The following is a 23,378-nucleotide window of genomic DNA, read 5'->3' on the forward strand; positions in this document are numbered from 1 at the left end:
TTTAATGCAAATTTTGGAGGTGTAAAAGTGGAAAATAAAATATGTGAAGAAAGGCATAAAAGAATTGATGAAAAAATATCAGTACATGAAAGAAGAATAAATAATCATTCTGAAAGACTAGATATAATAGAGAGAGTAAATAGCAGATTAGAAGAAAGGTTAGATGGATTAATCAAGCAGTTAGCATCATTAAATTCCACAATGAAATGGTTCATGGGATTACTTTTAGGAGGAATAGTATCCTTCTTTTTTTATGCAGTTCAACAAGGATTATTTAAATAGAAAGGAAGTGAAATTCATGGTAAAAGTACACATAGATTTTGGCCATGGGGGAAAGGATCCAGGTGCAGTGGGAAATGGGTTAAAAGAAAAGGATATTACATTATCTGTAGGGTTAAAAATAGGAGAAATACTAAAAAGGCACAATGTAGAAGTATCATATTCTAGAACAACAGATACATTTATAGAACTATCTGATAGAGCTAAAATGACTAATCAAGCTAAGGCAGATATATTTGTATCAATACATGTCAACTCTGCTACTAATGCATTAGCCAGAGGTGTAGAAACTTTCAGCCATACAGGAAGTTCAAAAGGAGCTATTCTAGCTAAGGATATACAAGATAGCATTGTCCAGGATAAAATATTCACTGTTAATAGAGGAATTAAAACAGCAAATTTTGCAGTTCTAAGATTAACTAAAATGCCAGCTGCATTAGCAGAATTAGGTTTTATCTCAAATTCCGAAGATGCAAAAATATTGAGAAATAAACAATCAGAAATAGCTGAATCAGTAGCTAAAGGAATTCTCAAAAACTTAGGAATAAAATATATTGAGAAACCTAAAGAAAATCAAAATAAAATAAAGGTAAATGTAAAAGGGCAATTGTACCACATGGATGGATTTATGAAGGACAAGACCAATTATGTTTCTATTAGACAAATAGCTGAAGCCTTGGGATGCAAAGTAGATTGGGATGATAAAACTCAAACGGTGGTGATTAAATGATGGACAACTTAACTGAAAAGGATTTACAGGAACTACTTAAATTAAAAAAGAAACAAAAAAAGAAAAATAGATTTTCCAAGTTTATAGTGACATTGGTAATTTTATTAAATGTTATTTTTACATCCGCAGTTCTCTATATATTTTTACAGGTAGGAAATGAACCACAGGTCCTAATAGGTGCCTGGTTTGCTTTTACCACTGGAGAGTTATGGATGTTATCTAGCATTAAAAAGAAGAAAGTAAAGGAGAATGAAAATGAATATTGATATAATTGTAAAAGTAATAATACCTATTTTAGGAGCTATCTTAACTTATCTGATAGTTCCTTTTATTAAGTCCAAAACTACAAAGGAACAGAGAGAAAATATATATTTCTGGGTTAAGGTAGCAGTAGGAGCAGCTGAACAGATTTATAGAGAAAAGGGGGAAGGTAAACTAAAGAAAGAATATGTAGTGGCTTTCCTTACAAGCAAAGGTATAGATATAACTATGGAAGAATTAGATGTATTAATTGAATCAGCAGTAAAAGAATTAAACATGATAAAAGATAAGACCCTGGAATAAAATCTAGGGTCTTTTTTTGTTTTTTGAAATACATAAAGCACTATAAGTGTTCTTATTTCAATATCTATAAAGTTTTTGTAACAGGATGATAAAACAGGTCGTTTTGAACGTCCTGTTTTTATAAATATAAATACTTGTTGAAAAATGGATTTTATGGAAGAATTATGTTATATATAGTATATAATATGAGATAAAGCTATTTAGCTACTAAAAAATAATAAATTACATAAAATATTAACCAATTAGGTTAATAATTATTGCTAAAGGGGGAATAATAGCATATAATGATAGTAGTCATTAAAAATAAAAAATTAGAAAAGATAATTAATGACAGAAATAAACTTATCAGAAAATACGGTCCAGAAAATGCAAAACTAATAATTAGAAGGTTAAATGAATTAAAGGCTGCTGATTCCTTAGGAATTATAGTTGAATATAGAATTGGTAGATGTCACTCTTTAAGTGGAGATTTAAATGGGAAATATGCCTTAGACTTAGATCATCCAGATAGATTGATTATTAAACCAGTTTTTGAAGCAAATACAGATTTTAGCAAACTAGATTTGTATGAGGTTAAAGAAGTCATTATTGAGGAGGTGAAAGATTACCATGATTAAAGAAAAAATAGAATATATTGCCAGCATTGCAGTTCCACCAGGAGAAACTTTAAAGGAACAAATCGACAGCATGGGGATGACGCAAGTTGAACTTGCAAAAAGAACTGGATTAACGACTAAGCATATAAATGAAATAATCAAAGGAAAATCACCTATTACTCAAGAAACTTCACTAAAATTAGAATATGTTTTAGGTATACCAGCAAGCTTTTGGAATAATCTAGAAGCTAATTACCAGGAAACAAAGGCTAGAATAAAAGCTAGGGAAGAAATAAATAATGAAATGGTAATTGCACGAGAAGTACCATATCCTGAAATAGCTAAATTAGGATGGATTCCTAGCACTAGAGACATAGAAGAAAAAGTAATGAATCTAAGAACATTTTTTGGAGTAGCTTCATTAAATCTGCTTCCGGAAACAATAAAAGGCGCTTTTGCGTTTAGAATATCTGAGAAGTATGAAGCATCTAATTATTCCTTAGCTACATGGTTAAGAAAAGGTGAAATTGAAGCTGAAAGGATAGCAACAGAAACTTTTAATAAAAGCAAACTTAAAAAATTAATACCTAAATTTAGAGAATTAACATTAGAAGCACCGGATGTATTTTATCCTAAAATGGTCGAATTATGTGCCTCTTGTGGAATTGCTCTAGTTTTAGTTCCGCATATTTCAAAAACTTATGCTTGTGGTGCAACAAATTGGGTAAAATCAGATAGAGCAATAGTTCAGTTAAGTGTTCGCGGTGCGCGTGCAGATATTTTTTGGTTTACTTTTTTCCATGAAATCGCACATATAATATTGCATGATAGAAAAGAATTTCACTTACAAGAATCTAAAAGTGGTGTCTGTATTGAAGATGAAGCTGATAACCAGGCTGGAAATTGGTTAATACCTCCAGAAGAGTATGGTAAGTTTGTTAGCACAGCTAGTTATTCTCATAGAGAAAACATACTATTATTTGCAGAACAAATAGATATACACCCTTGCATAGTCGTTGGAAGATTATTACATGATAAAAAGATTGAATATCATCAATATAATGATTTAAGACCATCTTTCGTTATTGTTTCAAATAAAAAATGATAGAAGCACTTTATTGAAAAAGGGCAAATTTTCCTAGAACATTAAGAGTTATTTGACCAGGATTGAGATCCTGGTCTGTTTTTCTGTCCTAAAATCTGTCCTAACGTATTTTAAAATAATAAAAAATGATATATAATAGTAAAGTACAAAAATAAGAAATAAGCATTTTGCTACATTTAAGACTAGATATTGATTGATAGAGTGTTATGTTTGGAGGTTGTATAGAACTGCAAAACCTTTACTCCCCAGTTCAAATCTGGGTGGCGCCTCCATAGCACTCTAGAATCAAAGATTCTAGGGTTTTTTTATTTCAATTGAGGTGAGTTTATGAATCCATTTATTCCATTAAAAGAGGCTAATATAGCTATAGTAGATGGTAGGATAGATAAAGAGATAGAAAAAAATTTAAAAAGAATGAACTTAAAAATAATTAAAACCATAAAATGTAATGAAGTACATGAAAGTATTTCCTATCATCCAGATATAGTAATTCATCCAATAAACCATAATACATTAATTATTGCACCTAATGTTTTTGAATATTATGAAGAAAATTTAAGTAATGTGGGTATAAATTTAATCAAAGGAGAAAAAAATTTAAGTAGTAAATATCCAGACGACATTGCATATAATGTAGGAAGACTAAGAGGAATTGCAATTCACAATTTTAAATATACAGATGAAATCTTAAAATTTTATTTAAAAAAGGAAAATATTGATTTTGTAAATGTAAATCAAGGCTATACAAAATGTTCCTTAGCTGTAGTAGGAGAAGATTCAGCTATAACAGCCGATTATCCTATATATAAAAAGCTAAGTTCTCTTGGCTATAGGATTTTATTAATAGAACCAGGATATGTATCATTAGAAGGACAAAACTATGGATTTATAGGTGGTACAAATGGAAGTTTATGTAATGGAAAATCTATTATATCTGGAAGTATAGATGAGCATCCTAATAAAGATGATATTTTAAAATTTTTTGCTGAAAATAATACAAATTTGGAAACTCTATCGACAAAAGATGTGCTAGATATTGGTACTATAATTACTCTATATTGCCATTAGAGTAAGTCTTTATATTGTATATGTCTACTCTCTAAGTACATACTACTAAAAGAAGGGAGTGATACAATGCAAGTTATAAAAATTGGTGGGAATGTAAATAAAGACGAAGTAATAAATTTAATAAATAGGTATTTTTCTAACTCCAAGGTAAGTATTCAAGAGGAAGAATATGAAGGAAGATATGAATTTTCACTTTCTTTGGGAAATAAGAAAAGTTTGGAAGATATTGCTTTTTATAGAGCTATAGCTAATTTAGTGCAGGATATTATCTTAGAAATATATATTAAATCAATAATAAAAGATAGAGTAATAAAAATATGTGGAGACTATTCATCAGAAGATAGGGAAGAGATAGTTAAAGCAACTCATTCTACAATAATGAGTGAAAATTATTATGTAAAAGAAAAAAATATTCTTAATGAAGAAATTCTAAATCATTTAATTGAAAATAACATTATATTAATAGATGGATTTATGAATTTTAGATTAAGAAGGTTTATGTATATATTAGATATTTCCATAGAAAAGGCCATAGGCGAATTTGAAATAGAAAGAGAGTATCTAGAGTTTTTAAATATGCTTCAATATTTTGTAGATATACAAGAGCCTAGATATGAACTAATTAATGTTATAATTAAAGATAATGATTATTTTTTATTAGATGAGGGCAATAATATAATTGAAAATGGTTTGTTAGAGTATGCACCAGATGATAAATGGTATGAAGATATAAGCAAAGCTGATCTTCTTGTTAGTTCGCTAATAGTTCTTTCTCCTATAAAATTAATAGTGCATGTAGAGGAAGGAAAAGAAAAAGAACTAGTCAATGTTATTTGTCAAGTCTTTAGAGATAAAGTACAAATTTGTGATGGATGTGAAGTTTGTAAACTAAAGACAAAGTTAAAAAAGGGTAAGTAAAGAGAAGTTGATTAGATCAGCTTCTTTTTTAGTAAATAAGAGATTGGAAAATATTAATATATTTGTTATTATAATATAAAAGGATACATATGGAGGGTTATTATGAGTAAAGATATAGTTAAACCATCAATTTTACCAGGATTTATGGAATTAATACCAACGGATCAAATTTTATTTAATAAAATGTTAGATATTATTAGGAAGAATTATGAGAAGTTTGGATTTCTTCCTGTAGATACTCCTGTTATAGAAAAAACAGAGGTGCTTTTGGCTAAAGGTGGAGGAGAAACTGAAAAACAAATTTATAGGTTTGAAAAAGGAAGTACGGATATGTCGTTGAGATTCGATTTGACTGTACCTTTAGCAAGATATGTAGCGGGGCATTATTCTGAGCTAAATTTTCCATTTAGAAGATATCAAATTGGAAAAGTATATAGGGGAGAGAGAAACCAAAAAGGTAGATTTAGAGAATTCTATCAATGCGATATAGATATAATAGGGAATGGGACACTTGATATAATAAATGATGCGGAGATACCTTCTGTTATTTATTCTACTTTTAAAGAGTTAGGATTTGAAGAATTTACTATAAAGATAAATAATAGAAAGATATTAAATGGATTTTTTCAAAGCATCAATATAGAAGATTCAGCCTCTGTACTTAGAGCAGTAGATAAATTAGATAAAATAGGAATAGAGGGTGTAGAAAAGGAACTTGAAGACTTTGGAATTAGTAAGGACATAGTAGGTAAGATTAAAGAGTTTATTAGTATAAAGGGAAATAATCAAGAAATACTATCAAGGCTTAGAGAATTAGAAATTGATAATGAGGTATTTATAGAAGGATTGGAAGAATTAACCACAGTAATTAAATATGTAGAATTATTTGGTGTACCAGAGGATAATTATGCAATAGATTTAACCATTGCTAGGGGACTTGATTATTACACTGGAACTGTATATGAAACTTTTTTAGATAATCATTTATCAATAGGTTCTGTTTGTTCTGGGGGAAGATATGATGACTTAGCTACTCATTATACAAAACAAAAGTTACCAGGAGTGGGTATTTGTATAGGTCTTACTAGACTTTTCTATCAGTTAATGGAAGCTAGTATTATTAAATCTACTGATAATTCTCTGACTACAGTATTGGTTATTCCAATGAAAGGTTATATGGATAATGGTGTTGAAGTGACTAATGAGTTGAGAAGGGAAGGTATACATACACAAATATACCTGGAATCAGGAAAGATGGGAAAAATATTCAATTATGCAGATAAATTAAATATTCCTTATGTAATAGTAATAGGTCAAGAAGAGGTTGAAAATAAAGCTTATTCTTTTAGAGATATGAAGACTGGAGAACAAAAAAGTCTTTCATTAGAAGAGATAATAAAATGTTTAAAATAATAAAAACTATGGTATAATATGAGTAATTATCTTGACAGATAGATATGATAGTGTTAAAATATATTTTACTTTAATATCATAGGTGTTGATGGGAAGAGTAATATATTATTTCCATTTAGAGAGAGAAGATCATGGCTGAAAATCTTCTTATGAGAAAGATATATGAAAACTACCCCTGAACCGAATCCAACTGAAGGATTTCCGCTTATTAGCGTTATTTATATATGAGAAGTAATTAGGGTGGAACCACGAAATTTAACCTTTCGTCCCTACATAGAAATATGTAGGAACGAAAGGTTTTTTTATGACCTAACACAACGAGCGTAGGGAGTTGATGTAGGTCAAACACAAGGAACGCCAAATCCATACGAGCAAAGTGAGTAAATAAATGAATTTGTGCAGTTAGACTGTGGAGAATGATTAATCTAGGGAAGGATAGTGAGATTTAGCAGGTTAACTGTGAATTGCTTAAGTGGGCTATGACTATTAATTAAAAAATAGGAGGAATAGAAATGGAAAAGATAAAAATTACACTACCAGATGGTTCTATTAGGGAATATGATAAAGGTGTATCTGTATATGATGTTACTAAGGATATATCCGAAGGCTTAGCAAGAGTTGCCCTTGGTGCAGTTGTAAATGGGGAAACAAAGGGTATGCAAGAAACCATTGATGAAGATTCTTCATTTAAAGTAGTTAAATTTGAAGATAAAGAAGGAAAAGCTATATTCTGGCATACATCAGCTCATATTATGGCTCTTGCTGTGCAGAAACTTTTTCCAGGAGTTAAATTTGCTATAGGACCTTCAATAGATAATGGATTCTATTATGATTTTGATACTGACCATAGATTTACTCCAGAGGATTTAGAGAAGATTGAAAAGGAAATGGCGAAAATTGCCAAGGAAGGGCATATTCTTGAGAGATATATTATGGATAAGAATGAAGCTCTTGAGTATTTTAAGGAAAAAGGAGAAGTATATAAAGTTGACTTAATAGAGCATTTTCCTGAAGATGAAGAGATATCCTTTTATAAATTAGGAGAATTTACTGATCTTTGTGCAGGACCTCATCTATATGATACTAAAAAGGTTAAGGCTATTAAACTTTTAAGTATTGCTGGTGCTTATTGGCGTGGTGATGAGAAAAATAAAATGCTTCAAAGGATTTATGGAACAACTTATGAAAAGAAAAAAGACTTGGAAGAATATCTTCATATGTTAGAAGAGGCTAAAAAAAGAGATCATAGAAAATTAGGCAAAGAATTAGATTTATTTAGTATTCATGAAGAGGGACCAGGATTTCCATTTTTTCATCCAAAGGGAATGGCTTTAAGAAATATTTTAGAAAACTTTTGGAGAGAAGAGCATACTAAAGCTGGATATGATGAAATAAAAACACCTCTAATATTAAATGAAAGATTATGGCATCAATCAGGTCACTGGGATCATTATAAAGAAAACATGTATTTTACAAAGATTGATGAAGGGGACTATGCTATTAAACCAATGAATTGTCCTGGTTCTATTTTAGTATATAAATCAAAGATGTATAGCTATAGAGATTTACCTCTAAGATGGGGTGAACTTGGATTAGTTCATAGACATGAACTATCGGGAGCATTACACGGACTAATGAGAGTTAGATCTTTTACTCAAGATGATGCTCATTTATTTGTACTACCATCTCAAATAAAGGAGGAATTAGTTAATATAATTAATTTAGCCGATTATATATATAATGTGTTTGGATTTAAATATCATATTGAATTGTCCACTAGACCAGAAAATTCAATGGGCTCTGATGAACAGTGGGAAATAGCTACAAATGGTCTTATAGAAGCTTTGGAAGAAAAAGGCATAAATTATATTGTAAACGAAGGTGATGGAGCATTCTATGGACCAAAGATAGATTTCCAATTAGAAGATGCCATAGGGAGAACTTGGCAATGTGGTACAATTCAATTAGATTTCCAAATGCCAGAAAGATTCGATATAACTTATGTAGATAAAGATAATGAAAAGAAAAGACCAGTAATGATCCATAGGACTATATATGGAAGTATGGAAAGATTTATGGGAATACTAATAGAGCATTTTGCAGGTAAATTCCCATTATGGTTAGCTCCTGTACAGGCGATTATCCTTCCAATATCTGATAAGTTTAATGATTATGCTTATGAGATAAAAAAAGCAATGGTAGATAAGGGTATTAGAGTTGAATTAGACGATAGGGCTGAGAAAATAGGATATAAGATTAGAGAAGCTCAACTACAACAAATACCAACTATGTTAATAGTTGGTGAGAAAGAAGTAGAAGAAAAATTAGTCTCCGTAAGAAAAAGAGATGAAGGAGACAAAGGTCAAATTAAAATTGAAGATTTTATTGATCAAGTAATTAAAGAAGTAGAAGAAAAGAAATAGATGAAAAAACTGTGGCAGTCCTAATTTGGGGCTGCCACAGTTTTTTAATTAGATTCAATTGCATAAGGCAATGGTTTTTTATATAATTTAAATATATTATCTAACTCATCGCTGTCTATTGTTTCTTTCTCCAATAGAGTATTGGCAATATAATGAAGTAAATATTTGTTTTCTTCTATAATTTTGAGAGCTTCAATATATCTTTCATCTGTAATTTTTTTGATTTCAATTCTGATTATATCAGAATTATATCTCATAAAGCTTTCATCTAAAGCCATGGTGCCTAAGGAACTCATTCCATAACTACATACCATTTCTCTAGCAATATCTGTTGCTTTATTTAAATCATCCTTTGCACCTGTGGTGATTTCTTTGAAAATTAATTCTTCAGCTGCTCTACCAGCCAGTAGGCAAGTGATTTTATTCTTTAATTCTGACTGAGTTAACAAATATCTTTCTTCATCTGGAAACTTAAGTACATAGCCTAAGGCCTGACCTCTTGGAATTATTGATATCTTTTGAACTATATCAGTTTCTAAGATTTTAGCAACTAAAGCATGACCTGCTTCATGTATTGCTACAGTTTCTTTCTCTTTTTTAAGTACAGTAGGATTTTTAACCTCAAGACCTGCTAAGACTCGTTCGATAGCAGCATCAAATTCACTTAAAGATATAATATTTTTGTTTTTTCTAACTGCTATAATAGCTGCTTCGTTGGCAATATTAGCTAATTGTGCTCCAGATAACCCAGTGGTTTTTTTTGCAATCATTTTAATATCGATGGATTTGTCTAGTGGTTTATTCTTTGTGTGAACCTCTAAGATTTGTTCTCTGGCTCGTATATTAGGGTTACCTACAAATATATGTCTATCAAACCTGCCAGGTCTAAGTAGAGCTTCATCTAATAAATCTAGCCTATTTGTAGCACCTATTACTATAATAGTTTCATCAGTATTAAATCCATCCATTTCTACTAAAAGTTGATTTAAAGTTTGATCTTTTTCATTGTTAGACTCTAGATTTCTTCTTGCACCTATGGCATCTATTTCGTCTATAAAAATAATACTTGGTGCTTCTTTTTTTGCTCTTTCAAATAGTGTTCTAACTCTTTTAGCTCCTACTCCCACATATTTTTCTACAAATTCTGATCCAGAAGCATAAAGAAATGTTGAATTAGTTTCCCCAGCTACTGCTTTAGCAAGAAGGGTTTTACCAGTTCCTGGAGGTCCATGAAATAAGATACCTTTAGGTATTTTGGCACCCATTTTCTTGTATTTCAAAGAATTATTAATGAAGTCGATGGTTTCTTGTAGTTCTTCTTTTATTTCTTCCAACCCTGCCACATCTTTGAAGGATACATCTGATTTATCCTTTTCTCTTCCTGAATCTTTTTCAATAGATAAAACAGAGGGGACCAATTGTGGGTTTGTATCTGTTTTTATATAGAGAATAAATAGGATCAGAGTGATTACCCATACTGCTAATCTATCTCTAATTCTAAATGTTGAAAAGCTGGCAGTTGGGAAAAAGCCATCGTAAATAAGTATAGAGGATGCAATCAACCCTAATACTAAAAATAAAAATATTATCTTTTTCTTTTTCAAATTATCCCCACCTCATATATTGTTCTAAAAATAGTGTAACCATTTAATTCAATTTCTATAAAAGAAAAATATAAAAGTTGTAGGAAAATAACAACAAAGGTATAATAGTGATAGATAGGAAAGGAGAGGTGTTAAATGAATTATATTAATTTAATTGATGGTTATAAGGAAGAAATTGTTAAATCAACTCAAGAAATCATTAAAATTAAGAGCGTAGAAGATGAAGCTAAACCAAATATGCCCTTTGGTGAGGGACCATATAAAGCTTTAGAATATGTCTTGGAACTATCTAAAAGTCTAGGATTTAAAACTAAAAATTTAGAAGGCTATGCTGGGTATGCGGAATTTGGAGAAGGTGATGAAAGTGTAGGTGTTTTAGTTCACTTAGATGTTGTACCTGAAGGTACAGGTTGGACTTATCCTCCATATGGTGCAGAAATTCATGATGATAAAATATTTGGTAGAGGAACAATAGATGATAAGGGTCCTGCCATAGCTACAATTTATGCTATGAAGGCATTAAAAGAATCTGAAGTTTCCCTTAATAGAAAGATTAGAGTAATATTTGGAACTAATGAAGAAACAGGTTGGGGTTGTATGGATTATTATTTTAAGCATGAAAAACCACCAACAATGGCTTTTACTCCTGATGCAGACTTTCCTGTAATACATGGAGAAAAGGGGATAATAGTATTTGACTTAGTACAGAAATTGAACTCAAATGGATGCTGTGGAATTAAGCTTATAGATTTAAAAGGTGGAAATGCACCAAATATGGTACCAGACTATGCAGAGGCTGTTTTAGAAGTTCAAAACATTGATAAATTTGAAGAAAAATTTAAACAATATAAAAAAGAAAAAGATAATATGATAACTATGGATATAAAAGATAATATTGTTAAAGTAATAGCTAAAGGAATATCAGCTCATGGAAGTACTCCTGAAAAAGGAGAAAATGCAATATCTTATTTAATGAATGCATTATCCTATCTTATGGATGGAGAATGTGATATCTGTGATTTTATTAATCTCTACAATGAAAGAATAGGATTTAAACATTATGGTGAAGGTATTGGATGTGGCTATGAAGACAGTATATCAGGTAAGTTGAATTTTAATCCTGGACTTATAAAACTAGAAGGAGATAAAATAAAACTGACTATAAATGTAAGATATCCTATAAAAAGTAGTGCAAAAGAAGTATATGACGGAATAAGGAAAAATCTTAATGGAACAAAAGTTGAATTAGTAGAAGGTGAAGGAGATACTAAACCTTTATATGTAGCCAAGGATAATTTTTTAGTTGAAAAATTGATGAAAGTATATAGGGAACAAACTGGAGATTTAGAAAGAGAACCAATTACAATTGGTGGAGGTACTTATGCTAGGGCAATGGAAAATGCAGTAGCATTTGGACCAATGTTTCCAGGACAACCAGATGTGGCACATCAGAAAGATGAGTATATTTCTATAGAGCATCTTATAAAGATAACTAAGATATATGCTCATGCTTTATATGAATTAGCAAAATAAATTAAAAAATCATGGTTTTCCCATGCTCTAAATTGGACATGGGAAAATTCATTATATATGGGAAAATTCATTATATAAGGAATATTTTATTAGTAAAATAAGTTTCTAAAGTTTGACAATTTAAATAGGCTATGATATATTTTACTTAAAATTTAATATTTTGACCGTTGGTATAATCTTATATAGGATTATTTAAAAGGGAAGTTCGGTTAAAATCCGACACGGTCCCGCCACTGTGATAGATAGAATCTTAGGAACACCACTGTACTAATTGTATGGGAAGGTATAAGATTTGTTACTCTTAAGTCAGGAGACCTGCCAATGGAAAAAACGCTGTTTATTACTCACGCGGATGAGGAGGTGTTATTTATAAAGTAGATTGATTAGTTCCTTGCTTCTACTTCTATCAATAATATCCTTTCTATTGCAGAAAGGTTTTTTATTTTGTAAAAATAATGGTAATAACTCAGCAAAAAATTGTTGAGTTATTTTTTGTGAAAATAAAAATGGAGGGATAAAATGAATATTCATGAATATCAAGCTAAAGAATTAATGAGAGAGTATGGAATCCCTGTACCTAATGGTAAAGTTATATATGATGCGAAGGATGCAGAAGCTGTCTGTTGGTCAATAGATACGGATATAGCAGTTGTAAAAGCTCAAATCCATGCTGGGGGAAGAGGAAAAGCAGGAGGAGTTAAGATAGCTGAGTCAATAGATGAAGTTAAAAAATATGCTGAAGAATTATTGGGAAAAAGATTGGTAACTCATCAGACAGGTGAAGAAGGAAGAGAAGTTAGAGCTATTTTAATAGAAGAAGGTTGTGACATTCAGAAGGAATATTATATTGGATTCGTATTAGACAGAGATAAATCAGGTGTCACCCTTATTGCTTCTGAAGAAGGAGGGACTGAAATTGAAGAAATAGCATTAAAAAATCCAGATAAAATTTATAAAGAATCCATAGATTATATATTGGGATTAACGGAGTTTCAAGCTAGAAGGATATGTTTCAATATTAATATTCCGTTGGAGATAATAAATGAAGCTGTAAAGTTTATGATGGATGCATATCGACTATTTATAGAAAACGATTGTGTTTTAGTAGAAATAAATCCATTAGTCGTTACAAAGGAAAAGGATTTGGTTGCCTTAGATGCAAAGATTAACTTTGATGAAAATGGTTTGTTTAGAAATGAGAAAATATTTAAGTATAGAGATTTAAACGAGGAAGATGAAAAAGAAATAGAAGCATCAAAACATGGATTATCTTATATATCCTTAGATGGAAATATAGGGTGCATGGTAAATGGTGCAGGACTAGCTATGGCAACTATGGATATAATAAAGTTTTATGGTGGTGAGCCAGCTAATTTTTTAGATGTTGGTGGAAGTGCAACAGAAGAAAATGTTAAGAATGCCTTTAAGATAATATTATCTGATGAAAAGGTTAAGGGTATTTTTGTAAATATATTTGGAGGAATAATGAAATGTGATGTAATAGCTAAAGGAATTGTAAAAGCAGCTAAAGAATTAGAATTAAAAGTTCCAGTAGTAATTAGATTAGAGGGAACTAATGTAGATTTAGGTATAGAAATAATAAAAAAATCTAATCTAAATATATTTGCAGCGAAGGATATGAATGAAGGTGCTAGGAAAATATTGGAATTAATTAAATAGGAGGGTGGTAAATAATGAGTATATGGGTTGATAAGTCTACTAAAGTAATAGTGCAAGGCATAACAGGTAGTACTGCTATTTATCATACAAAACAAATGTTAGAATATGGTACAAATATAGTTGGAGGGGTAACTCCAGGTAAAGGAAATATGAAAATTGAAGGAGTCCCTGTATTTAATACTGTAGAGGAAGCTAAAAGGAATACTAAAGCAAATGTATCTATAATATATGTTCCAGCAAAATTTGCAGCAGATGCTATTTTAGAAGCAGTAGATGCTGAATTAGATATGGTTATTTGTATTACAGAACATATCCCTATAAAGGATATGATTATGGTTAAAAGATACATGGAAGGCAAAAAGACTAGATTAATAGGACCAAACTGTCCCGGTATTATAACTCCAGAAGAATGTAAGATTGGTATTATGCCAGGGTATATACACAAAAAAGGAAGAATTGGAGTTGTATCCCGTTCTGGAACTTTGACATATGAGGCAGTTCATCAATTATCATTAAGAGGAATAGGACAATCTACAGCTGTGGGAATCGGTGGAGATCCTGTAAATGGAACGGATTTTATTCATGTTCTAAAGGCTTTTAATGAGGATGAAAATACAGATGCTGTAATTATGATTGGAGAAATAGGTGGAAATGCAGAGGAAAAGGCCGCATATTGGATTAAAGAAAATATGAAAAAGCCAGTAGTTGGATTTGTCAGTGGTAAAACTGCACCTTCGGGAAAAAGAATGGGGCATGCTGGAGCAATTATTTCTTCAGGTAAAGGGACGGCAAATGAAAAAATAAGAATAATGAAAGAGTGTGGCATATATATTTCTGAAATTCCTACAGATATAGCTAATACTTTAATTATAGCATTAAAAGATAATAATCTTTGGACAGATGAATATGAATTAGCATATAAAAACTCAATTAAATTGACAAAGGCTATAATTTAGCATATATGCTATCTATTCAAATTTATTATTATCTGTTATTATATATTATAAGGTAGCTATTTTGAAACTCATAGATTGAAAATTCTTTTTTATAAAACATTTAAAGTAGAATTTTCCTATTCGTTAAAAAATAATGCTTGAGAGGTATAGCTATGAAAGAAATTATGGTGAAAAATCATAAAAAGATAAAACTTCCAGGAATGAGAGTTATAAAAACAGTTATAGCTGTATATATATGTTTTTTAATAAATTTTATTAGAAAAGGATTACCTTTTTATTCAGCAATAGCTGCAATTTTATGTATGCAAAATGATCACGTTAATGGTTTAAAGGCTGGAAAAAGTAGGATTATAGGAACATTAATAGGAGGAGTATATGGATTTTTGGCAATATTATTGATTGATTTTATAAATATTGAATTATTTAGTTATATTCATTATTTGATTTTAAGCTTATTTTTAATTCCAATTATATACACCAATGTATTTCTAAAATCCAATAGCTCTGCCTATATTAGCTGTGTTGTTTTTTTTAGTATAACTATTTCTCATGGTAGTGATATAGCACCTATGTATTTTGCTTTAAATAGAGTAATTGATACATTAATTGGAATAGGAGTTTCAATTGTTATAAATATGATTATATAAATAAAATTGTAAAATATATTTGACAAATAACTGTGACTAATGTATAATTGTAAGGTAAAATGAATATTGGGTTTAAGTAGAAGTGTCCGCTTCTCACCTTATAGCTTTGCTCATAAGGTTTTATATGAAAAAATAGTCTTATTATATAAGGCTCATGTTTTTATGAATTTAAGCGGGTGTTCTATACCCGCTTTTAATTTTTTGAAAAAACTTAGGAGGTGCTGTACTATCAAAGAACTTCAAATTAATGAAGAGATCAGAGATAAAGAGGTAAGACTAATTGATGTAGATGGAACACAACTTGGGATTTTACCTATAAAAAAAGCAATGGAGATTTCGGAAGATAAAAAATTGGATTTAGTAAAGATAGCTCCAACTGCGAATCCACCAGTATGTAGGATAATGGATTATGGGAAATACAAGTATGAGTTGGCTAAAAAAGAGAAGGAAGCTAGAAAAAATCAAAAGGTGATTAATGTTAAGGAAATTCGACTAACACCTAATATTGAGACCCACGACCTAAATGTAAAAGCTAGGACGGCTAGTAAATTCTTAGAATCTGGAGACAAAGTTAAGGTGTCCGTTAGATTTAGGGGTAGGGAAATGGGCCATACAGAAATTGGTAAAGAAGTATTAAAGGATTTTGCTAAGTTAACTGAAGAGGTTAGTATAATAGAGAAACCAGCAAAATTAGAAGGACGAAGTATGGTAATGTATTTAACACCAAAAACTGAGTAATAAGGGAGGTAGCATCATGGCAAAAATGAAAACTCATAGAGGGTCAGCAAAAAGATTTAAGAGAACTGGTTCAGGTTTATTAAAGAGATATAAGGCTTATAAGAGCCATAAAACTGGTAAGAAATCACCAAAAAGAGTTAGAAACTTAAGGAAAGGCACTTTAGTAAGTAAAGGTGACCAAAGAAGAATAGATTCAATGATACCATAAAAACTATATTAGAAATACGGGAGGTACTATAGATGGCAAGAGTAAAGAGAGCAGTAAATGCCAAGAAAAGACATAAAAAAGTATTAAAACAAGCCAAAGGTTATTACGGAGCAAAATCTAAATTATTCAGAACTGCTAACCAAGCTGTTATGAAATCACTTAATTATGCATATATAGGACGTAAACAAAGAAAAAGAGATTTTAGAAAGCTTTGGATTGCAAGAATTAATGCTGCTGCAAGATTAAATGGAATGAGCTATAGCAAATTCATTAATGGTCTTAAAAAAGCAAATATCGAAGTAAATAGAAAAATGTTATCCGAAATGGCTATACATGATGCAGAAGGATTTTCTAAATTAGTAGAGATTGCAAAGGCTGCTATTTAATAAAATTTGTAGAATTGATTAAGTAAAAGTTCCATAAAGGAACTTTTATTTTTCTTTTATTTAATAGATTAGTATGATTATGGAATAATAATATAGGTATATATAATTGGGGGGGATTTCATGAGTTTTATAAAAGAAAGACTTAATAGAGTAAAATTAGATCCTCCAAGGGTTTTAGCATTGGGGTTTGGTAGTCTAATACTCATTGGAGCCATATTATTAAATTTACCTATAGCTACACAAGGTGGTAAGAGTATTGGTTTTATCAATGCTCTATTTACTTCTGCATCAGCAGTATGTGTTACTGGGTTAGTAGTTGTAAATACAGGAGAGTTTTGGTCTTTATTTGGTCAAATTGTAATAATTTTACTTATACAAATTGGTGGATTAGGATTTATGACTATGGCAACCATTGGAGCGTTAATTATTGGAAAAAAAATTACATTAAAGGAAAGACTGATAATAAAAGAGCAATTGAATCAGGAAACCATGTCTGGATTAGTTAAATTAACTAAATATGCAGTATTATCTACTTTTGCCATAGAGGGTATTGGTGCTATTTTGTTATCAACTAGATTTATACCTACATATGGACTAAAAAAAGGAATTTGGTTTTCTATATTTCACTCCATATCTGCATTTTGTAATGCTGGATTTGATATTACTGGAAATAGTATAGTTCCCTTTGTTGGAGATTTTATTATTAATATGACTATATCGGGATTAATAATTTTAGGGGGCTTGGGATTTTCGGTTTATATAGATATTTCAAGAAATAAAAGTTTTAAAAAGCTTCATTTACATTCAAAATTAGTTTTAACAATTACTGTTATTCTTCTTGTTGTGGGGATGATTATATTTTTATTGATAGAATTTAACAATCCTTATACAATAGGAAATTTAAATACTGGTGAAAAGATTATTTCGTCCTTTTTTCAATCGGTTGTTCCTAGAACAGCAGGATTTAACTCTGTTAATATAGGTGGGCTTCTTGATACAACGGTGTTTTTTATGATAATATTAATGTTTATAGGTGGTTCTCCAGGTTCAACTGCTGGAGGAATAAAGACAACCACGTTTGGTACTTTAATATTAACTACTGTTGGAGTAATAAGAGGAAACAAGGATGTTGTGGCATATAGAAAAAGAATAGCCGATGAAGTAATAAATAGATCATTAGCTATAGCTACTGTAGGAATGACATTGATAATTATAGTTTCTTTTATATTAACTGTAACAGAACCTGCTGATTTTTTAGATGTATTATTTGAAACTACTTCTGCATTTGCTACTGTAGGACTAACAAGAGGTATTACACCAAATCTAACTAATTTTGGAAAATTACTTATTACGTTGACTATGTATGCAGGTAGAGTTGGACCATTAACTATGGCATTTGCTTTTGCTAAAAAAGCTAAAGTTAGTAATTTTAGATATTCCGAAGGGAATATTCTAGTAGGATAGAGGGGGTATGAAAATTGAAATCATTTGTAGTTATAGGTTGTGGAAGATTCGGTTCATCTATTGCTAGAACACTATATAGCTTAGGTAATGAGGTGTTAGCAATTGATAGTTCAGAAGAAATTATTAAAGAGATATCTGAAGAGGTAACTCATGCTGTTCAGGCTGATGTAATGGATGAAACGGTATTAATGGATTTGGGATTGCGAAATTTTGATGTGGCAGTTGTAGCTATTGGCTCAGATATTGAAGCGTCTATAATGGCAACATTAGTTGTAAAAGATTTAGGCATTGATAAAGTAATTGCAAAGGCACAGTCAGAGCTTCATGGGAAGGTTTTGAGTAAAATAGGAGCTGACAAAATAATATTTCCTGAGAGAGATATGGGTGTTAGAGTAGCTCATAATTTAGCATCTACAAATATATTAGATTTTATTGAATTATCACCAGATTATAGTATCTTAGAAATTGCTGCTTTAAAGGAATGGGAAGAGAAATCTCTAGCTCAACTAAGATTGCCTAGTAAGTATGGCATTAATGTAATGGCTATTAAAAGAGGAGATAGTATTAAGGTTTCACCAAACGGAGAAGTTATAATTAAAAAAGATGATATTTTAGTAATTATAGGAAATACAAAGGATATTAAGAGAGTAGAGCAAAGAGCTGGTGAATGATATGTTAGAAATCACTAGTATTAGAAATCCGCTGATTAAGGAAATAAAATCTTTATATAGAAAAAAGGGAAGAATTAAAAATAATTCTTTTATTATCGAAGGCATGAAGGCTATTGAAGAAGCTATAGATAATAATTATCCCATTAAAAATATTATATATACAGACCAGATTTTAAAGATTAAAGATGGAGAAGCCTTCTTTGAAAGAATAAAAAAACTGAATAATATAATCTATGTACCAAATAATATTTTTAAAGATATTTCAGATACAGAAAATCCTCAAGGGGTATTGGGAGTTGCAGAGATTAAATATAATGAAATGAGAGAAATAAAGGACAAAGAAGAACCCTTTTTAGTATTTTTAGATGGAGTACAGGATCCAGGAAATATGGGAACTATAATTAGAACAGCAGATGCTTTTAATGTAGATGGTATAATAATTACTGATGGATGTGTAGATCCTTATAATCCAAAAGTAGTTAGAGCTACAATGGGGTCTATTTTTAGAGTTCCCTTATACTATGTTTCTGATGGAATTGAGGAGTTAAAAAGTTTTAAAGATATAAATATGAGTATATATTCAACATCTTTAACTGAGAGTATTCCCATATATGAAGTGGACTTTAATGAAGGAGTTGTTTTAATCATAGGAAATGAATCCAATGGTGTAAGTGAAGAAATATTTTCCTTATCAGATAAACTAATAAAAATACCTATGATTGGAGGAGCAGAATCATTAAATGCAGGTGTGGCAGCTTCAATTATAATGTACGAAGTAATGAAACAGAGAACCTAATACTTCTTGAGTTTTGAAATTCTAGGTGCTATAATTGAGTAAATACTTTGAAATTTTGACCTTTGTTTTAAAAAAGGTCTTGTTTTTTATACTATGGTAAAGGAGTAGAAATATGAAGGAAAATATGAGAGAAAAATTACTGGAAATTAAAGAGATTGCATTGAATAATATTAATGAAGTAACAGCTTTAGAAGAAATAGAACAATTGAGGGTAAAGTTTTTGGGTAAAAAAGGGGAATTGACTTCTGTACTAAGGGATATGGGCAAGTTAATAGCAGAAGAAAGACCAATAGTAGGACAAATCGCCAATGAAGTAAGGGATGAATTAGAAGAAGCCATTTCCTCAATGAAGGAAAAATTGTCTGAAGAAATGAAAATGGCCAAAATAAGTAAAGAAAAAATAGATATAACTATGATCACAAACAAGGAAAGATTAGGTCATAGACATCCACTTTTAGCCACCATTGAAGAGTTAGAGGATTTATTTATATCTATGGGTTTTTCTGTAGTTACTGGACCTGAAATTGAAACAGTTGAGAATAACTTTAATGCCTTGAATTCTCCAGAAAATCATCCTTCTAGGGATTTATCTGATACTTTCTACATAACAGAGGATATACTTTTAAGGACTCATACTTCTCCAGTACAAATTAGGGCAATGAAAGAAATGGGGGCACCCCTTAGAATAGTATCAGCAGGTAGAACCTTTAGATTTGATGATGTGGATGATACCCACTCTCCAATGTTTCATCAGCTTGAAGGTTTAGTTGTGGATGAGAATATTAGTATGGCAAATCTTATTCATACCTTAGATATATTTATAAAAGAGTTATTTGGTAGTGATATGAAAACTAGATATAGACCACATCATTTTCCATTTACTGAGCCATCTGCAGAGGTAGATGTATCCTGTTTAAAATGTAGAGGTAAAGGATGTCCGGATTGTAATTATACGGGATGGAGCATGGAATTACTAGGCTGTGGTATGGTGCATCCAAAGGTATTAGAATACTGTGGAATAGATTCAGAAAAATACAGTGGATTTGCCTTTGGAATGGGAATAGATAGGATTACCATGGTTAAATATGGTTTAGATAATATTAGATTATTATTCGAAAATGACAATAGATTTTTGGAACAATTCTAGATAGAAAAGGGAGTGGAAAGATGCTATTACCTGTAAAATGGTTAAAAGATTATATTGAAACAGAAAAGGATGCTAGGATTTTAGCAGATGGACTTACTCTGTCTGGATCTCATGTAGAGTCAATTATAGCATTAAATAAAGGCATAGAAAACGTTGTTGTAGGAAAGATTCTTAATATAGAAAAACATCCAGATGCAGATAAGCTATTAATATGTAAAGTAAGTATAGGTAGGGAAACTTTACAAATTGTAACAGGCGCTACAAATCTAAATGTTGAAGATTATATTCCTGTGGCAGTAGTTGGAGCTAAATTGCCAGGAGATATCACAATAGAAAAAACTAATTTTAGAGGAGTAGACTCCTATGGAATGTTATGCTCATTAAAGGAATTAGGGTATAGTGATAATGTTATACCAAAGGAAATGAAGGATGGTATTTTTATACTAGATAAAGAATATCCATTAGGAATGTCCATTGTTAATATAATGGGATTAGATAGTGAGGTTATAGAATTTGAAATAACTCCAAATAGACCTGATTGTTTAAGCATTATAGGAATGGCTAGAGAAGCTGCAGCTACTTTTAATATAGGACTTAAAGAGTCTACAATTACTATAAAAAATGAAGTGGAAGATATAAAAGATTATTTGGAGTCTATAGAAGTGCCATCTGATAATTGTAATAGATATTATGCTAAGGTAATAAAAGATGTAAAAATAGAACCATCTCCACTTTGGATGCAAACAAGACTTATGGAGGCAGGAGTAAGACCTATAAACAATATAGTTGATATAACAAATTTTGTAATGTTAGAATATGGTGAACCATTACATGCTTTTGATTTGGAAAAAGTTGAAGGTAGAAAGATTATTGTAAGGCAAGCAAAAGAGGGAGAAAAAATCTTAACATTAGATGAAGTGGAAAGAAATTTAAAATCTTCAGATTTAGTTATTGCCGATGATAAAAAACCTATTGCCCTAGCAGGAGTTATGGGAGGTTTTGATACAGAGATTACAGAGAATACTAAATATGTACTCCTAGAGGGTGCGAATTTTAATAGCAAAAGTGTAAGACTTACATCAAAAAGATTTGGACTTCGAACAGAAGCATCTACAAGATTTGAAAAAGGTATTGATTCAAACTTAGGGCAAGTTGCTGTAGATAGAGTATGTCAATTAGTTGAGGAAATTGGTGCTGGGATTGTTATTAAAGGCAATATAGACGTATATAAAAAAGTTAAGAAAGAAAATATAATAACTGTAAGACCAACTAGAGTAAATAAGCTCTTGGGAACAGTTATTCCTGTTGAAGATATGATTAAGTATTTAAATGGCCTGGGATTTGAAGCTAAAGAAGAAGAGGAATTAATTACCGTTAAGATACCAACTTTTAGATTAGACATTGAAAGAGAAGTTGATTTAATTGAAGAGATTGGAAGACTCTATGGTTTCCACAATATAGAAAGTAAGCCTTTAATAGGTGTGTTAACAAGGGGAGAAAAACCTAAGGCAAGAAGAATCGAAGATAAAGCCAAGACAATACTACAAGGGCTAGGATTAAATGAAGTAATGACCTATTCATTCATTAGCCCTAAAGCCTATGATAAGATAAATCTTCCAGAAAATAGTTCTTTAAGAAATTATATAAAACTTATAAATCCTCTTGGAGAAGACTATAGTGTAATGAGAACTACTCTTATACCAAATATGTTGGAATTACTTAGTAGAAACTATAATCGTGGTGTTCCTCATTGTGCAGTATATGAGATAGGCAATACATTTACAGCTAAAGAATTTCCTATAAAGGAGTTGCCGCAGGAAAAGAAGATTTTATCACTAGGAGTATATGGAAATAAGGACTTTTACTATTTAAAAGAAGTTGTAGATAAGACATTAGATAGACTTGGTATTAAAGATATAGAATATATTCGAGAAGAGAACAATTTAACTTTCCATCCAGGGAGAACAGCTAAGCTTATATTAAATGAAGAGGAGCTAGGTATATTAGGTGAAATTCATGTTGATGTAGCTGAAAACTATGATATACAAGATAGAGTATATGTTGCACAATTAGATTTTGATAAAATAGTTGAATTAACAAATTTAGAAATCAAATATAAACCATTGCCAAAATATCCTTCTATGCTTAGGGATTTAGCATTAGTAGTTAAAGAGGATATATTAGTAGGTGATATTCAAAAGGTAATATCCAGACATGGAGAGGGATTAATAGAAAAAATTGAGTTGTTTGATATATATACAGGAAATCAAATTCCAGAAGGAATGAAGAGTGTGGCATATTCTATTACTTATAGATCCTATGATAGAACTCTTCGAGATGATGAGGTAAATAATATCCAGCAAGCCATTATCCAAGATTTAGAGAATACCTTTGATGCAAAGCTTAGATCATAAAAAGAGTAGATAAATCTACTCTTTTTTCCAAAATAAAG

23 protein-coding genes, 1 riboswitch and 2 other annotated features are annotated in these 23,378 nt (G+C 30.6%); of the genes, 22 read left to right on the plus strand and 1 reads right to left on the minus strand.

Features of this window, described 5'->3' with window-relative positions; translation table 11 throughout:
- The 10 genes from BUB33_RS13975 to thrS form a co-directional block, all read left to right on the plus strand.
- A partial coding sequence (locus tag BUB33_RS13975) for a hemolysin XhlA family protein (RefSeq protein ID WP_234950068.1) occupies positions 1-282 on the plus strand: 282 nt, incomplete at its 5' end.
- 16 nt (positions 283-298) lie between these two features.
- A complete protein-coding gene (locus BUB33_RS13980; protein WP_072977624.1) occupies positions 299-1,009 on the plus strand; it encodes an N-acetylmuramoyl-L-alanine amidase in 711 nt (236 codons plus the stop codon).
- A complete protein-coding gene (locus BUB33_RS13985; protein ID WP_234950069.1) occupies positions 1,006-1,275 on the plus strand; it encodes a hypothetical protein in 270 nt (89 codons plus the stop codon). The genes BUB33_RS13980 and BUB33_RS13985 overlap by 4 nt, the downstream gene beginning before the upstream one ends.
- On the plus strand, positions 1,265-1,573 hold the full coding sequence (locus BUB33_RS13990) for a phage holin, LLH family (RefSeq protein WP_072977555.1): 309 nt from the start codon (positions 1,265-1,267) through the stop codon (positions 1,571-1,573). Before BUB33_RS13985 ends, BUB33_RS13990 begins: the two co-directional genes overlap by 11 nt.
- A 284-nt stretch (positions 1,574-1,857) precedes the next feature.
- A complete protein-coding gene (locus BUB33_RS13995; protein ID WP_072977558.1) occupies positions 1,858-2,190 on the plus strand; it encodes a hypothetical protein in 333 nt (110 codons plus the stop codon).
- Positions 2,183-3,274: a HigA family addiction module antitoxin gene (locus BUB33_RS14000; RefSeq protein WP_072977561.1), complete on the plus strand. Its 1,092-nt coding sequence runs from the start codon at positions 2,183-2,185 to the stop codon at positions 3,272-3,274. The genes BUB33_RS13995 and BUB33_RS14000 overlap by 8 nt, the downstream gene beginning before the upstream one ends.
- Before the next feature lie 327 nt (positions 3,275-3,601).
- Positions 3,602-4,342, plus strand: a complete 741-nt coding sequence (locus BUB33_RS14005) for a DUF6873 family GME fold protein (protein ID WP_072977564.1) — start codon at positions 3,602-3,604, stop codon at positions 4,340-4,342.
- 66 nt (positions 4,343-4,408) lie between these two features.
- Positions 4,409-5,260 carry a putative sporulation protein YtxC gene (gene ytxC, locus BUB33_RS14010; RefSeq protein WP_072977567.1) on the plus strand — a complete coding sequence of 284 codons (852 nt, stop codon included), beginning with the start codon at positions 4,409-4,411 and terminating at the stop codon, positions 5,258-5,260.
- Positions 5,261-5,362: 102 nt separating this feature from the next.
- Positions 5,363-6,673: a histidine--tRNA ligase gene (gene hisS / locus BUB33_RS14015; protein ID WP_072977569.1), complete on the plus strand. Its 1,311-nt coding sequence runs from the start codon at positions 5,363-5,365 to the stop codon at positions 6,671-6,673.
- Between the two features lie 76 nt (positions 6,674-6,749).
- Positions 6,750-6,947: a binding site (T-box leader), on the plus strand.
- 238 nt (positions 6,948-7,185) lie between these two features.
- Positions 7,186-9,096, plus strand: a complete 1,911-nt coding sequence (gene thrS / locus BUB33_RS14020) for a threonine--tRNA ligase (RefSeq protein WP_072977572.1) — start codon at positions 7,186-7,188, stop codon at positions 9,094-9,096.
- A 44-nt stretch (positions 9,097-9,140) separates the two neighbouring features.
- Here thrS and ftsH read toward each other — a convergent pair whose 3' ends face one another.
- Positions 9,141-10,700: an ATP-dependent zinc metalloprotease FtsH gene (gene ftsH, locus BUB33_RS14025; protein WP_084725483.1), complete on the minus strand. Its 1,560-nt coding sequence runs from the start codon at positions 10,698-10,700 to the stop codon at positions 9,141-9,143.
- Between the two features lie 135 nt (positions 10,701-10,835).
- Between ftsH and pepV the strand changes: the two genes are divergently transcribed.
- The 12 genes from pepV (at position 10,836) to pheT (ending at position 23,340) form a co-directional block, all read left to right on the plus strand.
- Positions 10,836-12,233 carry a dipeptidase PepV gene (gene pepV, locus BUB33_RS14030; protein ID WP_072977575.1) on the plus strand — a complete coding sequence of 466 codons (1,398 nt, stop codon included), beginning with the start codon at positions 10,836-10,838 and terminating at the stop codon, positions 12,231-12,233.
- A gap of 151 nt (positions 12,234-12,384) precedes the next feature.
- A riboswitch (cobalamin riboswitch) is annotated at positions 12,385-12,570 on the plus strand.
- A gap of 182 nt (positions 12,571-12,752) precedes the next feature.
- Positions 12,753-13,913, plus strand: coding sequence for an ADP-forming succinate--CoA ligase subunit beta (gene sucC / locus BUB33_RS14035; RefSeq protein ID WP_072977577.1), 1,161 nt, complete (start codon positions 12,753-12,755; stop codon positions 13,911-13,913).
- Positions 13,914-13,927: 14 nt separating this feature from the next.
- Complete coding sequence (gene sucD, locus BUB33_RS14040) at positions 13,928-14,869, plus strand: succinate--CoA ligase subunit alpha (protein WP_072977579.1); 942 nt, start codon at positions 13,928-13,930, stop codon at positions 14,867-14,869.
- Between the two features lie 152 nt (positions 14,870-15,021).
- Complete coding sequence (locus BUB33_RS14045) at positions 15,022-15,516, plus strand: FUSC family protein (protein ID WP_084725485.1); 495 nt, start codon at positions 15,022-15,024, stop codon at positions 15,514-15,516.
- Positions 15,517-15,584: 68 nt separating this feature from the next.
- Positions 15,585-15,721: a sequence feature (ribosomal protein L20 leader region), on the plus strand.
- Complete coding sequence (infC, locus tag BUB33_RS14050; RefSeq protein WP_072977632.1) at positions 15,679-16,254, plus strand: translation initiation factor IF-3; 576 nt, start codon at positions 15,679-15,681, stop codon at positions 16,252-16,254. Its footprint overlaps the feature before it by 43 nt.
- A gap of 16 nt (positions 16,255-16,270) precedes the next feature.
- Positions 16,271-16,462, plus strand: a complete 192-nt coding sequence (gene rpmI / locus BUB33_RS14055; protein WP_072977581.1) for a 50S ribosomal protein L35 — start codon at positions 16,271-16,273, stop codon at positions 16,460-16,462.
- A gap of 32 nt (positions 16,463-16,494) precedes the next feature.
- Complete coding sequence (gene rplT / locus BUB33_RS14060) at positions 16,495-16,848, plus strand: 50S ribosomal protein L20 (RefSeq protein WP_072977584.1); 354 nt, start codon at positions 16,495-16,497, stop codon at positions 16,846-16,848.
- Positions 16,849-16,968: 120 nt separating this feature from the next.
- Entirely contained in the window at positions 16,969-18,312 is a 1,344-nt protein-coding gene (locus tag BUB33_RS14065) for a TrkH family potassium uptake protein (RefSeq protein ID WP_072977586.1), read from the plus strand.
- A gap of 14 nt (positions 18,313-18,326) precedes the next feature.
- The gene (locus BUB33_RS14070; RefSeq protein WP_072977589.1) at positions 18,327-18,983 is read left to right on the plus strand and encodes a potassium channel family protein; all 657 of its coding nucleotides are present in this window, start codon (positions 18,327-18,329) and stop codon (positions 18,981-18,983) included.
- Position 18,984: 1 nt separating this feature from the next.
- Complete coding sequence (gene rlmB, locus BUB33_RS14075; protein ID WP_072977592.1) at positions 18,985-19,779, plus strand: 23S rRNA (guanosine(2251)-2'-O)-methyltransferase RlmB; 795 nt, start codon at positions 18,985-18,987, stop codon at positions 19,777-19,779.
- Positions 19,780-19,903: 124 nt separating this feature from the next.
- Positions 19,904-20,926, plus strand: a complete 1,023-nt coding sequence (pheS, locus tag BUB33_RS14080; RefSeq protein WP_072977634.1) for a phenylalanine--tRNA ligase subunit alpha — start codon at positions 19,904-19,906, stop codon at positions 20,924-20,926.
- A 20-nt stretch (positions 20,927-20,946) separates the two neighbouring features.
- The gene (pheT, locus tag BUB33_RS14085; RefSeq protein WP_072977594.1) at positions 20,947-23,340 is read left to right on the plus strand and encodes a phenylalanine--tRNA ligase subunit beta; all 2,394 of its coding nucleotides are present in this window, start codon (positions 20,947-20,949) and stop codon (positions 23,338-23,340) included.
- Positions 23,341-23,378 lie beyond the last annotated feature (38 nt).

Source organism: Tissierella praeacuta DSM 18095, assembly GCF_900128955.1.
Classification (GTDB): Bacteria; Bacillota; Clostridia; order Tissierellales; family Tissierellaceae; genus Tissierella; species Tissierella praeacuta.

Excerpts from the sequence above, each read along its gene's own strand:
- BUB33_RS13980 (WP_072977624.1), top strand. The coding sequence starts at position 299 with ATGGTAAAAGTACACATAGATTTTGGCCATGGGGGAAAGGATCCAGGT.
- BUB33_RS13985 (WP_234950069.1), top strand. The coding sequence starts at position 1,006 with ATGATGGACAACTTAACTGAAAAGGATTTACAGGAACTACTTAAATTA.
- BUB33_RS13990 (WP_072977555.1), top strand. The coding sequence starts at position 1,265 with ATGAATATTGATATAATTGTAAAAGTAATAATACCTATTTTAGGAGCT.
- BUB33_RS13995 (WP_072977558.1), top strand. The coding sequence starts at position 1,858 with ATGATAGTAGTCATTAAAAATAAAAAATTAGAAAAGATAATTAATGAC.
- BUB33_RS14000 (WP_072977561.1), top strand. The coding sequence starts at position 2,183 with ATGATTAAAGAAAAAATAGAATATATTGCCAGCATTGCAGTTCCACCA.
- BUB33_RS14005 (WP_072977564.1), top strand. The coding sequence starts at position 3,602 with ATGAATCCATTTATTCCATTAAAAGAGGCTAATATAGCTATAGTAGAT.
- ytxC (WP_072977567.1), top strand. The coding sequence starts at position 4,409 with ATGCAAGTTATAAAAATTGGTGGGAATGTAAATAAAGACGAAGTAATA.
- hisS (WP_072977569.1), top strand. The coding sequence starts at position 5,363 with ATGAGTAAAGATATAGTTAAACCATCAATTTTACCAGGATTTATGGAA.
- thrS (WP_072977572.1), top strand. The coding sequence starts at position 7,186 with ATGGAAAAGATAAAAATTACACTACCAGATGGTTCTATTAGGGAATAT.
- pepV (WP_072977575.1), top strand. The coding sequence starts at position 10,836 with ATGAATTATATTAATTTAATTGATGGTTATAAGGAAGAAATTGTTAAA.
- sucC (WP_072977577.1), top strand. The coding sequence starts at position 12,753 with ATGAATATTCATGAATATCAAGCTAAAGAATTAATGAGAGAGTATGGA.
- sucD (WP_072977579.1), top strand. The coding sequence starts at position 13,928 with ATGAGTATATGGGTTGATAAGTCTACTAAAGTAATAGTGCAAGGCATA.
- BUB33_RS14045 (WP_084725485.1), top strand. The coding sequence starts at position 15,022 with ATGAAAGAAATTATGGTGAAAAATCATAAAAAGATAAAACTTCCAGGA.
- infC (WP_072977632.1), top strand. The coding sequence starts at position 15,679 with ATGAATTTAAGCGGGTGTTCTATACCCGCTTTTAATTTTTTGAAAAAA.
- rpmI (WP_072977581.1), top strand. The coding sequence starts at position 16,271 with ATGGCAAAAATGAAAACTCATAGAGGGTCAGCAAAAAGATTTAAGAGA.
- rplT (WP_072977584.1), top strand. The coding sequence starts at position 16,495 with ATGGCAAGAGTAAAGAGAGCAGTAAATGCCAAGAAAAGACATAAAAAA.
- BUB33_RS14065 (WP_072977586.1), top strand. The coding sequence starts at position 16,969 with ATGAGTTTTATAAAAGAAAGACTTAATAGAGTAAAATTAGATCCTCCA.
- rlmB (WP_072977592.1), top strand. The coding sequence starts at position 18,985 with ATGTTAGAAATCACTAGTATTAGAAATCCGCTGATTAAGGAAATAAAA.
- pheS (WP_072977634.1), top strand. The coding sequence starts at position 19,904 with ATGAGAGAAAAATTACTGGAAATTAAAGAGATTGCATTGAATAATATT.
- pheT (WP_072977594.1), top strand. The coding sequence starts at position 20,947 with ATGCTATTACCTGTAAAATGGTTAAAAGATTATATTGAAACAGAAAAG.